At 72.3% G+C, this 13,499-nt stretch carries 10 protein-coding genes; 5 read left to right on the top strand and 5 right to left on the bottom strand.

What is annotated here, in order from left to right; translation table 11 throughout:
• Positions 1–64: 64 nt before the first annotated feature.
• Complete coding sequence (locus ACIRL2_RS33920; protein WP_402237301.1) at positions 65–832, bottom strand: SDR family NAD(P)-dependent oxidoreductase; 768 nt, start codon at positions 830–832, stop codon at positions 65–67.
• Between the two features lie 152 nt (positions 833–984).
• Here ACIRL2_RS33920 and ACIRL2_RS33915 point away from each other — a divergent pair, with 152 nt between their 5' ends.
• Positions 985–1,626, top strand: a complete 642-nt coding sequence (locus ACIRL2_RS33915; RefSeq protein ID WP_402237511.1) for a TetR/AcrR family transcriptional regulator — start codon at positions 985–987, stop codon at positions 1,624–1,626.
• On the opposite strand, the gene ACIRL2_RS33910 is transcribed toward ACIRL2_RS33915, so the two are convergent.
• Positions 1,603–2,103, bottom strand: coding sequence for a hypothetical protein (locus tag ACIRL2_RS33910; protein ID WP_402237298.1), 501 nt, complete (start codon positions 2,101–2,103; stop codon positions 1,603–1,605). The genes ACIRL2_RS33915 and ACIRL2_RS33910 overlap by 24 nt on opposite strands.
• Positions 2,104–2,750: 647 nt before the next feature.
• Between ACIRL2_RS33910 and ACIRL2_RS33905 the strand changes: the two genes are divergently transcribed.
• The 3 genes from ACIRL2_RS33905 to ACIRL2_RS33895 all read left to right on the top strand — a co-directional run bounded on the left by ACIRL2_RS33905 (position 2,751) and on the right by ACIRL2_RS33895 (position 5,756).
• On the top strand, positions 2,751–3,134 hold the full coding sequence (locus ACIRL2_RS33905; protein ID WP_395870074.1) for a MerR family transcriptional regulator: 384 nt from the start codon (positions 2,751–2,753) through the stop codon (positions 3,132–3,134).
• Between the two features lie 76 nt (positions 3,135–3,210).
• The gene (locus ACIRL2_RS33900; RefSeq protein WP_402237296.1) at positions 3,211–4,017 is read left to right on the top strand and encodes a CmcI family methyltransferase; all 807 of its coding nucleotides are present in this window, start codon (positions 3,211–3,213) and stop codon (positions 4,015–4,017) included.
• A 503-nt stretch (positions 4,018–4,520) separates the two neighbouring features.
• On the top strand, positions 4,521–5,756 hold the full coding sequence (locus tag ACIRL2_RS33895; RefSeq protein WP_395870070.1) for a sensor histidine kinase: 1,236 nt from the start codon (positions 4,521–4,523) through the stop codon (positions 5,754–5,756).
• A 224-nt stretch (positions 5,757–5,980) separates the two neighbouring features.
• Here the strand turns inward: ACIRL2_RS33895 and ACIRL2_RS33890 are convergent, their stop codons facing one another.
• From ACIRL2_RS33890 to ACIRL2_RS33880, 3 genes are all read right to left on the bottom strand, one after another.
• Positions 5,981–7,474, bottom strand: a complete 1,494-nt coding sequence (locus ACIRL2_RS33890; RefSeq protein ID WP_402237293.1) for an amidohydrolase family protein — start codon at positions 7,472–7,474, stop codon at positions 5,981–5,983.
• A 142-nt stretch (positions 7,475–7,616) separates the two neighbouring features.
• The gene (locus ACIRL2_RS33885) at positions 7,617–8,603 is read right to left on the bottom strand and encodes an aldo/keto reductase (RefSeq protein ID WP_402237290.1); all 987 of its coding nucleotides are present in this window, start codon (positions 8,601–8,603) and stop codon (positions 7,617–7,619) included.
• A 204-nt stretch (positions 8,604–8,807) separates the two neighbouring features.
• A complete protein-coding gene (locus tag ACIRL2_RS33880; protein ID WP_402237287.1) occupies positions 8,808–9,611 on the bottom strand; it encodes a peptidoglycan-binding protein in 804 nt (267 codons plus the stop codon).
• A 1,016-nt stretch (positions 9,612–10,627) separates the two neighbouring features.
• Between ACIRL2_RS33880 and lanKC the strand changes: the two genes are divergently transcribed.
• Positions 10,628–13,351 (top strand): class III lanthionine synthetase LanKC, encoded by a 2,724-nt coding sequence (lanKC, locus tag ACIRL2_RS33875; protein WP_402237284.1) that lies wholly within the window; start codon positions 10,628–10,630, stop codon positions 13,349–13,351.
• The last annotated feature ends 148 nt before the right edge of the window (positions 13,352–13,499 follow it).

Below are 13,499 nucleotides of genomic sequence, written 5' to 3'. Positions count from 1 at the left end.
GGCCACACCGGCCACGCGGGTCGCCCGGGGACATGCTCCGGGCGACCCGCGGCGGCGGGCCGGGTCAGGCGTTGGAGCCGGCGTCGACGGTCAGCGCGCTGCCGGTGATGCCGCCGGCACCGGGGCCGGCCAGGAACGCGACCGTCGCGGCGACCTCCTCCGGGTCCAGGAAGCGTCCCAGCGCGCTGAGTTGGCGTTGCGCGTCGGCGTCGGGGCCGACCGCCGGGTTCATGTCGGTGTCGGTCGAGCCCGGGTGCACCACGTTCGCGGTGATCCCGCGCGGCCCCAGCTCGCGGGCCAGGCCCCGGGTCAGGCCGCCCAGCGCGGCCTTGCTCATCGCGTACAGCGCGATGCCCGGGAAGGGCACCCGGTCGGCGAGGCAACTGCCGATGGAGATGATCCGGCCGCCCTCGGGCAGGTGTCGGATCGCGGCCTGGGAGGCGAGGAACGCGGCGCGTACGTGGATGGCCAACGTGCGGTCCAGCTCGTCCAGGGCGACCTGCTCGATCGGGCCGTTCGGGAAGACGCCCGCGTTGTTGACCAGGATGTCCAACCGCCCGAACTCGGCGTGCGCCCGGTCCACGGCCTCGGTCACCGCGTCGGCGTCCGCCACGTCGGCCCGAATCGCCAGGGCCCGCCGGCCGGTCGCCTCGACGGCGGCCACCACCTCCTGGGCCTTCTCCTTGCCGGTCGCGCTCACGTAGGTGAACGCCACGTCCACGCCGTCGTGCGCCAGGCGTCGGGCGATCGCCGCGCCGATTCCCCTGCTGCCACCCGTGATCAGCGCGGCCCTGTTGCCCGTCGCGCCCGTTGCGTCCGTCGGCTCGTGCATGCCCGTCCCCCGACTCCGTGTCGATGTTCTTTTTCGGTTCGCCGATTTCTGTGTCGATCGGCACAGAAATAATCACAGGGCCGTCCGGGCAGGTCAAGGCATATATTGAACGAACGACACAGAAATGGATGAGCGAAGGGCGGTGGCCCGGCTTGGCCGGACGCGGACGACCCAGGGGATTCGACCGGGACGCGGCCCTGGAACGGGCCATGCGGGTGTTCTGGGATCTGGGCTACGAGGCGACGTCGATGACCGACCTGACGTCGGCCATGGGAATCGGTTCGCCCAGCCTGTACGCGGCCTTCGGTTCCAAGGAGGAACTGTTCCGCGAGTCGCTGCGGCTGTACGGCGACACCGAGGGCCGGACGGTGACGCGGGCCCTGGTCGAGGAGCCGACCGCGCGGGCCGCCGTCGCGGCGATGCTGGCCGCCAACGCGCGGGCGTACACCGAGGAGGCCAAGCCGCGCGGCTGCATGATCGTGCTGTGCGCGACGAACTGCTCCGAGGCGAACGCGCCCGTGCGCGAGCACGTGGCCGGCGTGCGCAAGGAAGGCATCGACGACCTGACGCGGAGACTATGCCAGGGCGTGCGCGACGGCGACGTCCCCTCCGGCGTCGACGCCGCCACCGTTGCCTCCTTCTATAGCGCGGTGATCCAGGGCATGTCCGTGCAGGCCCGCGACGGCGCGTCGCGCGCGGACCTGGAGCGGCTCGCGGCGTGCGCGATGGCGGCGTGGGACGCGGTCGTCGGCGGCGCGGCGGGCCCGGGTTCAGCCGACGAGGGCACGCCCTAGCTCTCGACCGAGTTCCGGGTAGGTGGGCGCGAGTTCGCGCAGGCCGGCCGCCGGCGCCCGGTCGTCCCCGACCACGAGCGGATACTGCAACGCCCCGACCGACGCGGCCTGTCGGCCGGCGATCCGCGCGACCTCGTGCAGACCCAGCCCGGCGAGACATCCGGCCGCGTCGTCGAGCCTGCGCGCGCCGACCCGGACGGCGAACGACGCCGGCAGCGTGCGCACGTCCGGGGCGAGTCCGCGCGACACCGTCTCGGCCGGCGCGTGCAGCGCTTCGGCGCCGCCGAGGGTGCCCGGCGGCACGGGCAGGTCCGTGCGGCCGGCGAGCCAGTGCGCGGCGGCGGGCAACGACTTGCGCAACACGTCGGCGACGGCGACCTCGCGGACTCGGACGAACCGCGTGCGCAGCACGAACGGCTCATCCAGGTAGGCGATCTCCGCGCCGCGCCACGCGGCGGCGAACTCCCCGACGGGCAACGGGCGTACGGGTGCCCCTGCGGGTCGTGCAGGAGCACGGTGTCCTCGTCGGCGGCCGGCACCACCACGTAGTGGTCGCCGCCGTCCGCCACCGGTGTGCCGGGCCGATACGTCGACAGTCCGAGATCCAGCGGCCCGGCCAGGACCGGGCCCCGGGCGCAGGCGGCCCGCAGCCGGTCCAGGGCCTCGTCCGCGGTGCCGCCGCACTCGCGCTCGCAGGTCCAGCCCAGCGCGGTGACCGCGGCGGCCAGTCCCAGTTCCGGATCCCAACCGAACGGGTCGAAGAACGGCGTTTCGCCGCCGACCAGTTGCACCCCGAAGGGCGACCCGGTGAGGGTCTCGACCACGGCCGGATCCGGCGCGTACGAGCCGAGCATCATGCGCAGACAATGGGTGTAGCAGTACGGCCCGGAGCCGTTGTAGGCGATCATGCGGCCCAGCTCAGCGCCTGACACGGTGTCAGGGTCAGCCCGCCCATCGCGCACGCGCCGCAGTGGACCCCGCCCAGCGCACCCGCGCCGCCGTGAGCCCGCCCAGCGCACACGTGCCACCGAATCCGCCACTACGCGCGCGCCGTCGGCGTGAGGCCGCCGCCCGGCTCGAAAAGGGGAGCGCGCCGTCAGGCGGACGGCGGGCAGAATGCGGTCATGACCAGCACCGCGACGAGCTACCTGACCCCGGCCGAGACGGCGGAGCGATCCGGCTTCAGCCTGGACACCCTGCGCTACTACGAGCGCATCGGCCTGCTGGCCGACGTGGGCCGGGCGCCCAGCGGCCACCGCCGCTTCACCGAGGACGACCTGCAATGGCTCGGCATACTGCGCTGCCTGCGCGACACCGGCATGCCGATCGCGGACATGCGCCGTTACGCCGAACTGGCGCGCACCGGCGACCAGGAGTCGCTGGCCGAGCGCATCGGGCTGCTGGAACGGCACGACGACGCGGTCGAGGAACAGATCGCGCTGCTGCGCGCCCAACAGGGACATCTGCGGGCCAAGATCGACTGGTACCGCTCGATCCTGCCCGACTGAGCGGCGCCCGCTCCGGCGACGGCGCGACTTCCCGCTTCCGGCTGCCGAAACCGGGGTCGGCCTCTTCAATGGAAGGATGGCGGAGACACGAAACGACCCGAACAGGCCCGGTCCGCCGCCCGAAACCGTCGAGTCATCGGGACAGGAGCGGATCACCATCACCGATCACATCGAGGGCGGACAACTGCCGCCGACCGTCACCGCCGACCACCGGGCCAGCCTCCTGGAGTACCGGCGGGCGCGCGGGCGCCAACACGTCCGCGATTGGTACGCCGGGCTGCGGATCAAGAAGTTCCCCGAGGACCTGCGTGTGTTCGAGCACGTGTTGTGGGCCTCGCGCGCCCAGGTGGTGGTGGAACTGGGCACACACCTGGGCGGCTCGGCGCTGTGGTTCCGCGACCGGCTGCGCACCCAGGCCGGCTACGGTCGCGTCCCGGACGGGATCCGGGTGATCTCGGTGGACCTGGACCAGGACCGCGTCGCCGCCCTGCTGCACGACGCCGACCCGTCCTTCGCCCGCGAGATCACCCTGGTGGCCGGTGATGTCACCGATCCGAGCGTCGCCGACCGGGTCGCGGACCAGGTCCCACCCGGTGCCCGCTGCCTGGTCGTCGAGGACACGCTGCACGAGTACGCCACGACGACGGCCGCGCTGCGCAACTTCGCCCGACTGGTCCCCGACGGCGGATTCTTCGTCGTCGAGGACGGCATCGTCGACGACCCCGACCTGTGTCCGCCCGGCATGCCGGGCGGTGTGGTGCCCGCGGTCACCGACTGGTTGGCCACCGAGCAGGGCGGCGCGTTCACCACACGCCGCGACCTGGAGTTGTACGGCGTCACCAGCAACCCGCACGGCTGGCTCCAACGCACCGCGCGGGAGTGACCGGCTCGTCGGGTTCCGAGCGAGTGGACGCGGCGGGAATCGCCGACACGGCCCGGGCGGTTCGGTGCCTCGGTGCCTCGGTGCCTCGGTGTCGATCCTCGTCCGGGCCCGGCGGGTGGGCGCGACTACCGCGGTGGGTGGAGCGGGCGCCGCGTATACCGCGGAAGTTCCATTCGCTTCTCATCCGGTGAGGGAATGTCCTGGGGCCGCCGGATTCGTAGCGTTGTCGGGGGTCGACGGCACAGGGCGGTCGACGGGGAGACGGAGCCGCGATGGGTGCGGTAGGCGGCGGTGGCACGCGCGCGGGGCGCGGTGTCGGGCCCGGCCAGGGGAGATCCATCGTCGGCTCCGTCGCGCGTCGGTAGAGCGTGCGCGAACGGGTACCGCCGGTGGGCGGCAGAGCCGGAGGCCGGGTGGTCGGGGACCTGCCACGGGGCTCGGCGGGCGCCGCGCCCACGGGTGAATCCGCGCGCACGGTGCGATGGCGCCCGGATCATCGGCTGGTGGACGTGGTGGCGGCGGTGGCGATGGCCGCGGCGGGCTGCGTGGCGGGACAGCAGTTCCACCCGGACGGGTGGGCGCGCTACGACACCACCGCGTACCTGCTCACCTGCGCGCTGAGCCTGCCGCTCGCGCTGCGCCGGCGAGCCCCGGTGCCGGTGCTGATCGCCTCGGCGTCGATGTACGTGGTGTACCTGGCCGCCGGCTATCAGCCCTCGCTGAACTTCTGGGCGCCGGTGATCGCGCTCGTGACCCTGGCCGGTCAACGACCGCCGCGGGTCGCCGCGGCGGGGGCCGTGCTCGTCGGCGGGGTCGTCGCGTTCAGCGGCACGCAGGGACGGCTGGGGCCGGCGCTGGTACTGGCCCAGGCGGTCCTGGTACCGCTGATCGCGGTGGTGATCGGCGACGCGATGCGCAGACTCGCGCAGCGCAATCGGCAATTGGTCCAGCTCACCGCGCGGCTGGAGCGGGAACAGGAGGAGCGCGCCCGGCGCGCGATCGTGGACGAGCGGGTGCGGATCGCCCGGGAACTGCACGACGTGGTGGCGCACCACATGTCGGTGATCACCGTGCAGGTGGGCCTGGCCTCGTACGTCTTCGACTCCGATCCGCGCGCGGCCCGCGCCGCGCTGGACGTCATCGGCGACGTGGGCCGGGACGCGTTGGACGAGATGCGGCGCCTGTTGGCGCTGCTCCGGGTCGACTTCGACGAGGGCGGCGGGGTCGACGGCGAGCGGACCGGAGACACCGGCGGCGACGGTGCGGCCGGTCCGATGCCGGGGTTGGAGGGACTCGCGGATCTGGCCGAGCGGATGGGCACGGTCGGGGTCGTGGTGGACCTGACCACCGAGGGCGTCGCCAAGCACCTGGCCCCGGGCCTGGAACTGTGCGTCTACCGCATCGTCCAGGAGGCGCTGACCAACGTGGTCAAGCATGCCGGGACCACCCGCGCCGAGGTACGGGTCCGGCATCTCTCGGATCGGCTGAGCGTCAGCATCGCCAACGACGGTCCGCGCCGCGACGCGGTCCGGGCGCGAGTCGGCCCGGGGCCGAGCCCGAGCCCGGGGCCGGTGGCGGAATCGGGTCCGAGCGCGGGTCCCGGCCACGGTCTGATCGGTATGCGCGAGCGGGCCAAGATCCTGGGCGGCACGTTGTCGGCCGGCGAGCGCCCCGAAGGCGGCTTCCGGGTCCACCTCACGCTGCCGCTCACCGCCGGATCGCCGGCGGGTGGCGGCTGACCGCCACCGTCGCGATACGGGGGCACGACCACCGGGCCGTGCGGCGCACGGAAGCCGGTATCCGAACCCTCCTGCCGGGCAGCGCCTGCCCGCCGCCGAAAGGGCGGGGCAGGTGCGCCGGGGCGGTGCGGGGAGGGTGATCGCACGACGGTCCCCCGGTCGCGGGAAAGCCTACGGACCGCGCCCTCGGCGAGGGCGCGGTCCGTCGGGGTGGGCGGGTTCGGTCAGGCGCGTACGGCGGTGCCCGGCAGGGCGTCCAGGCACAGGACGCCGTCCTGGACCACGGGGACGCCGCCGACCAGGACGTGCGCGTACCCGATGGAGGGGCGGGTGCTCTGCTCGTAGGTGGCCTGGTCGGAGACGGTGTCGGGGTCGAAGACGATCAGGTCGGCGTCGCATCCCGCCTGCACCCGGCCCTTGCGGCGCATCACGGGCACGCTGTCCTGGAGGAGCCGCGCGGGCGCGAAGCTGCTGCGTGCGACGGCGTCCATGAGGGTGAGCGCGCCGAGTTCGCGGACGTAGCGGCGCAGTACCTTGGAGAACGTGCCCGCCGTGCGCGGGTGGGTGACCACGTTCGGCGGCAGCGGCCATGCCATCGGGTCGGCCGTTCCGTTCATCCAGGTCAACGGCATCGCGTCGGAGCCGATCACGCTGCCCGGATGCAGCAGCGCCCGGTCCACGAACGCGCGGTCGTTCGGGTCGTTCTCGTCGAGGAAGTGCACGATCGCCAGACCGCCCGGATCCGCCGCCCGCAGTTCGAGCAGCCGCGCGGCGTCGGCCGGACGCTCGCCGGTCGGGGCGTAGACGATGTCGGAGGGTTTGATATTTGCCGTGCCGAGCTTCTCGGGCGCCAGGAAGGACGCGCCGATGGCCGTCATACCGGCGCCGTAGGGGTACGCCTCGGTGGAGACCCGGCCGCCTTCGGCGCACACGTCCTCCATCAGCCGCATCACCCGGTCGGTGTGCCGGAGCGACGTGGACGGGACGTGGCAGTAGTGCGCGTGCACGCCGGTCTCCGCCGCCGCGCGGGCGATCTCCTGCGCGCCGTCGATGGGAGTGTCCTCCTCCACCTCGATCAGTTGCCGGGCGTGCGTGTACGTCGGGCGACCGGCGGAGGCGGCGAGTTGCGACACGGCGAGGTATTCCTCGGGTTTGATCCGAGGCGCGTAGCCGACCACGATCCCGATGCCCAGCGCGCCGGCGGCGAGGTCCCGGCGCAGCAGTTCGAGCAGCGCGTCCAGCTGCCGGCCGTCGCCCTCGAGCTGCCAGGCCGGGTGGCCTAGCTGCGCGAGCGCGACGGCGATGCCGCCACCGTGCGGGAGCCCGCCGACGGCGGTCATCCGGGCCTGGCACCAGGACGCGGAGAAGCCGTAGTTGAGCGGGCGCCCCTCGGCGGCGGCCTGCCGGTAGCCCTCCTCGACCGGCGACAGGCCGGCCTCGAGGTCGAGCGCGGTGGTGACTCCGTCCAGGGCCTGGAGGCGGTGGCCGGCCACATCGTGCGAGTGGCTGTGCATGTCGATGAAGCCCGGCGCGACCACCAGACCGCGCACGTCCACCGTCCGCAGGGCCCGGAGCGGCTCCCGGGAGACGGCGCTGATCATGCCGGCGGTCACTCCCACGTCGGCCACCGCGTCGAGCCCGGTTTCCGGATCGAGGACCCGCCCGCCGCGCAGTACGAAGTCGTGGGTCCCGAACGGCAGCGCGGCTGAATGTGTCATGGGACCACAGACTAGGCAGCCGATGCCCGGGCGGATCCGTTCGGCCGACCCAATTCCGGGCTCCGTCTTCGTTCGGTGCGACCAGCACGCCACGGGTGCGATCGCGATAAGGGTCCCGAATGGTTGGGCGGGCTGCCCGGTGTCAGTGGGCCGTGTCCAGTCGGGTGCGCTGCTCCGGGGTCAGTTCCAGGTCCACCGCGGCCAGGTTCTCATCGAGTTGTTCGACCGAGGACGCGCCGGCGAGCGGGACGATCGGGAACGCGCTGCCCAACTGCCAGGCCAGCACCACCTGGTTCACCGTGGCCCCGGTCTCCTTCGCCACCTCGCGCAGGACCGCCAGCCGGGCCGGCGTGCCCGGGTGGTCGTAGTCCGGCGGCAGCGGCTTGTCCTCGCGCACGTACGCGCCGCCGAGCAGCGGCGAGTAGGCGACCAGGGTCAGGTCCGGCTCGGCCCGCAGGTAGCTCAGCAGATCGGGCCCGACATGACCGAGGCTGCCGTCCTCGAACAGCGCGTCGGAGATGTCGTAGCGCGGGCGCAGCAGGCTGTGCTGGTACTGCAGGACCTCGTAGCCGGGCACGCCGGCCGCCGCCGCCAGCGCGCGGGCCCGCTCGACGCGCCACGTGGCGTGGTTGCTCACCCCCAGCAGCCCGACCGTACCCTCGAGCACCAACGCGCCGAAGCCCTCGACGGTTTCGCGCAGCGGGACGGTCCGGTCCTCGATGTGCGCGTAGAGCACGTCGAGCCGCTCCACGCCCAGACGTTCCCGGCTGCGCTCGGCGGCCTCGCGGATGGTCTTCGCGGACAGCCCCTCGGGGTTGTCGATGAATCCGGTGCCGGGTGCGAGCGGGGCCGCGCCCAGTTTGGTGGCGATCACTATCTCGTCGCCGACACCGCGGCTGCGCCGCCAGCGCCCGAGCAGCGCCTCGCTCTGGCCGCCCTGGCCGCCGTCCTCCCAGTAGGCGTAGTTGTCGGAGGTGTCGATGAAGGTGCCGCCGGCCTCGACGTAGCGGTCCAGTACGGCGAAGGAGGTCTTCTCGTCGGTCCGGGTGCCGAAGAGCATCGCGCCCAGGGCGAGCACGCTCACCTCGCGGCGGGTGGTCGGATCGGTTCCGATGGTGCGGTACTTCACGATGTTTCCCTCCGGTTCGGCCCGTGGTCTCCGAGCCCCGAACGGGAGTCAACAACCTGGAGCGCGCTCCAGGTCAAGCGCTCGGGCCGGTTCGGTGCCCGGGGTCGGGCGCCTCGCCGGCCGGCGCGGGTCGGGTGGGCGTGCGGCGGCGCGCGCCGTACGCCCACCCGCGGTGGTCGGTGGTCGCTGGTGGGGGCTCGGGAATCAGCCCACCCTGAAGCCGTGTTGGTTGCCCAGTCGGCTCAGCGAGGTCCGCCCCGGGACGCCGTCGGCGTCGGTGCCGGAGTAGCCCAGGCGGCGCTGGTAGGCCGCGTAGGCGCGGATCGTGGCCGTGCCGAAGGATCCGTCGACCAGCCCCGAGGCGAGCAACCCCTCGGCCTGGAGAGCCTGTTCGACCAGAAGCACGTCGGTGCGGTGCGCGGCGGAGCCCTGCGGCGCGGGTGGGTCGCGCCGGGCCGAGTCGAGCACGTTCGCGAGGTCGACCGTCGGTCTCCCGCCGCCCGAACCGCCGCCGCGCGGGTCGTGCGGGTCGGCGGTGGGTGGGCAGCCGTCGGGAAAGCGGGGCGCGAAATAGCCGGTCACCTTCGGGTCCGTGCGGCGAGTCGTATGCGAGTACACGCCGTTGCCCTGACCCGCGTCGCCGCCGGTCGGGATGGTGTTGCCGCCCTTCGTGTACACGTGCGTGTCGTCGAAGCGCACCACGATCTCGGTGTGCGCGCCGTTGCCGAAGTCGACCCACGCCCCCCAACTCGGATACTCCGACCACTGGCCGTGCCCGCGGGCCCAGTCGGCGAACGCGGACACGTTGTCGACCTTGGGCACGATCCGGGCCAGGCCGACGTCGTTGTACATGCACCAGTCGAAGATGACGCACCACGCGACGCCGTCCTCGCCGAACTCCCGACCCCATTTGGTGTGATTGTCATAGCCATCCCGGGCGTTCCAGCCCTCGTACACACCCTCGGGAACGGCTTGCAGATGTGCGATCAGGTCGTCCCATGTGGCCATGGGCGCCCCCATTTCACGCCGTGCGGAACGTACACACGATGGCCGGGGTGGCGGGCCCCGTTCCGGTGGACCCGCACACACCCCGGGTGCGCCTCGCGACCGGCACGAGGCGCACACTGACGTCGATCGAAGGCATACCCCGTGACCTGCGGCGTGTACCACGAGTATGTGTTCGACGACACAGCGTGGTCGGATTATCGTATGGTCGTATCGAGGGGGTGGTGATCTACTCGCGGGTGTTGCGTTCCGCCGCCGGGCAGTCCCGCAAATGCTCCCAGAAATATGGGATATCGCCGGACGCCCGATGCTCGCGAGGATGGTGCGAGCGCGTTCCGCGTCAGGCGGATCGCGCGAGTCGCCCGTACGAACGTGCCACGCGTGCGGCTGGAGGGGAGCACGCCGAGTCACCGGTGGGGCGACTGGGACGAGGATGGACACGAATGCCGCGGCGTGTGCGGCCGGTACCGGTGTGCTGGGGGCCACCGAACCGCCCGATCCGCGCCGCCTCGTGTCCGCCCTCGTCCCCGAAACGCCCGAACCCCCCGAACCGGCCGTGAGTTCGCGCATCGACCGTCATCGGCCGTTCGTTGCGGAACCCGCCGACCCGGCGACCCCCATCCCCGGCACGATCCACGACCGGCCGAGCGTCGCGCCGGTCCTCGGGATCGCCCATCCCGCAGCCTGAACCACGCGCCCGGCCCGGCGGATCGCCCGGCCGGGCTCGCGCATGCCCGCCCCGCCGGCGACGACCCCGACACCGGGCACCGGGCACCGGGCACAGGGCACCCTGCACCCGGCACGGCCGTGCGTCTCCGGTCGCCCGCCCGCCGACCAGCCGATTCCAGCTTTGCTCAAGGCCTGTTCAGGGTTTGTTCAGGGTCGATCCCGCATCGTCGTGTCCGTCGCTCCGGCGCCGACCCGGCGGATAGGCCGAGGCCCCTCGGGGCCGACCAATCCGCCGGTGCTCGAGCCCCGTCCGGTTGCCCGTGCCTCGCCAAGTTCGAGAGGAGACCCCGATGGACGTTCGGTATCCGGCCTTCTGTCTGGCGGACCCGAGGTTCTACGACTCTCCGGATCGGCTGCGGCCGGATGCCGGCCAACTCGACTACCGAACCCTCGTCGACACCCCGCCCGGGTGGGAATTGGTGGCCGCGGGGCCGTGGACCCACCTGCGGCCTCCGCCCGATGCGGCCCCACTGCCCGCTCAGGGCTGGAAGATCCACGTCTCGGCCACGCTCGACAACGCGGCCGAACTGCTGGAGAAGGTGACCGCGTACTGCTTTCGGCACGTGATCGCGGTCAAGTTCCTGCCCAACTCGCTGGTGCTCCAGGCGCGGAACGGGAAGTACGCCCCCCGTGAGGGCAGCGGAAAGTTCCTCACCCTCTACCCCAGGGATGTCGAGGAGCTGCGCCGCACCCTCGTCGACCTCGATGCCGCGATCGGCGGGTCGCCCGGGCCGTACATCCTCAGCGATCTGCGTTGGAACGAGGGGCCGTTGTACGTCCGCTACGGCGGATTCACGCTGCGCCACGTCTACGGGCAGGACGGCACGAGGACGCCCGCCGTCGAACGGCCGGACGGCGTACTGGTGCCCGATCATCGCGAACCTCGGTTCACCGTGCCGGAGTGGGTCGAGATGCCCGACTTCCTCGCCCCCTCGGCCACGCCGCGGATCAGTCGTGAACAACCGGAGGAGTTTCCCTACGAGATGCTCTCCGCGCTGCACTTCTCGAACGGCGGCGGGGTCTACCGGGTTCGCCGCTTCCACGACCGCGCCGAACTGGTGCTCAAAGAGGGCCGACCACACGCCGGCCTGGACCGTCTGGGTCGGGACGCCCCCGCGCGGTTGCGCCTCGAACACGCGGTCCTGGTCGATCTGAAGGGCATCGCCGGTATCCCGCTCGCGCACGACTACCACCTCTTGGGCGGCCACGAGTTCCTGGCCATGGACCACGTCCCGGGCATCTCGTTGCAGACCTGGGTCACGCTGAACTACCCGAGCCCGGACAACCCCGGCGAACACGGCTCGGCCGCGGAGTACGCGGCGACGGTCGAGCACATCCTCGAGCGATTGGAGCGCACGGTGCGAGCCGTGCACGCCCGGGGATACCTGTTCAACGACCTGCATCCGGGCAACGTGCTGATCGACGACGAACTGAACGTGTCGCTGATCGACTTCGAGGCGGCGCAGCCGCAAGGCACGCCCGGACCCCGCCCGCTGGGCGCCCCCGGGTTCGCCGCCCCGGACGTGCTGCGCGGCGAGGCCGCCGACCTGTACTCGCTCAACGCGATCCGGCTGTTCCTGTACCTGCCGTTGAACAGCCTGCTGGCGCTGTGCCCGGCCAAGGCCCACGTGCTCGTCGCCAAGGCGCAACAGCGCCTGGGCCTCCCGGACGACGTGGTCCGTCCGCTCACCCGGGCGCTCACCGTCGCCGTCGAACCGGCCTCGGGACTGCGTCCACCGGACGCGCGGCTGGCCTTCACGGAGGTTGCCGGATCCTGGGAGCGGCACACGAGTGCGCTGACGGCGTCCATCCGTGCGGGAGCCACGCTCGATCGGCGGGATCGACTGTTCCCGGGCGACATCAACCAGTTCTTCCACGGCGGCGGCGGTATGGCGTTCGGCGCGGCCGGGGTGATCGACACGCTGTACACCGCCGGCGTGGGCGCCGGCGAACTCGCGGGCGCCGCGGATTGGCTCGAACGCGACCTCGGCGCGGGCCGCGAGCCGCGCCTGGGCCTCTACGACGGCGCGGCCGGCATCTGCCACGTGCTGTACAACCTGGGCCGCACCGACACCGCCCTCGCGTTCCACGATCGGTGCCTGATCCACGCTCCGCAGGTGTACGGCATCAAGCTGTTCGACGGACTCGCCGGCATCGGACTCTCCAGCCTGGACTTCCATCGCAGAACCGGCGACCCGAACCTGCTCGAGCACGCCGAGCAATCGGCCGCGACCGTGGAAACGGCCGTCGGCCAAGGGGTGTTCGGCGTCGGAGAGCACGCCGCCGCGGCCGGCTCACTACTGCGCGACCGGACCGGGAACGCCGTGGACAACTTCTCCGGCGGCCTGATGTACGGCTGGACCGGCCCCGCGCTGTTCCTGCTCCGGATGTTCGAGGTCACCGGTCGAAGGCGTTGGCTGCAAGCGGCCGTCGCGGCACTGCACCGCGACCTCGACCAGTGCCGATCCCTGCCCGACGGCAGCCTCCAGGTCAGGAACGGCGGGCGGGTCCTGCCCTACCTGGCCACCGGCAGCGCGGGTGTGGCACTGGTCGGTGACCTGATCCTGGGCCACGAACACGACGACCGGATCGCCGCCGCCGTACCGTCGCTGGCCCTGGCCTGCGCGGACGACGTGTGCGTCGGCGCCGGGTTGTTCAACGGCAGGGCCGGACTGGTCGGCGCGCTGCGCGAGTCGGGCGCGCGACCGGACCGGGGGCACCTCGCCGAGCGTGTCGACGCGGGTGTCGCGGCGCTGGACCTGTACGCGCTCGCCGACGAGCACGGCCTCGTCTTCCCCGGCGAGCAGAACCTGCGCGCCTCGCTCGACCTGGCCACCGGATCCGCAGGTGTGTTGCGCCTGATCAACGTGCTTGCCGGACGAACCGCCGAGCTGTTGCCCTTCCTCGGCTCCGCGTCCTGGGCGAACGCCCACCCCGAACTCTCGGCCGAGGTCCCCGATACGACGGGACACCGGTTCGAGGACACCATCACCGCGATTTCCGGAGGGAGGTGAACCCCATGTCGAACTTCGTGCTGGGACTGCAGGAGATGCAGTCCGAAATCGGCTCCGAGGACGGCTTCGCGAGCGGCTGGACCTCGGTCTGCTGCGCGTGCAGCTGGGCGAGTCTGGGTTGTTGATCGAAGCGTGACCGTGTCGGGGT

This window comes from Embleya sp. NPDC127516, assembly GCF_044765325.1.
In the GTDB taxonomy this organism is placed as follows: Bacteria; Actinomycetota; Actinomycetes; order Streptomycetales; family Streptomycetaceae; genus Embleya.
Note: the sequence above shows the minus strand (reverse complement) of the source record. Positions and strands in the feature narration are given on the sequence as shown.

Coding starts and splice junctions, on each gene's coding strand:
- ACIRL2_RS33900 (WP_402237296.1), top strand. CDS start 3,211: ATGGCGGAGACACGAAACGACCCGAACAGGCCCGGTCCGCCGCCCGAA.
- ACIRL2_RS33920 (WP_402237301.1), bottom strand. CDS start 832: ATGCACGAGCCGACGGACGCAACGGGCGCGACGGGCAACAGGGCCGCG.
- lanKC (WP_402237284.1), top strand. CDS start 10,628: ATGGACGTTCGGTATCCGGCCTTCTGTCTGGCGGACCCGAGGTTCTAC.
- ACIRL2_RS33880 (WP_402237287.1), bottom strand. CDS start 9,611: ATGGCCACATGGGACGACCTGATCGCACATCTGCAAGCCGTTCCCGAG.
- ACIRL2_RS33905 (WP_395870074.1), top strand. CDS start 2,751: ATGACCAGCACCGCGACGAGCTACCTGACCCCGGCCGAGACGGCGGAG.
- ACIRL2_RS33890 (WP_402237293.1), bottom strand. CDS start 7,474: ATGACACATTCAGCCGCGCTGCCGTTCGGGACCCACGACTTCGTACTG.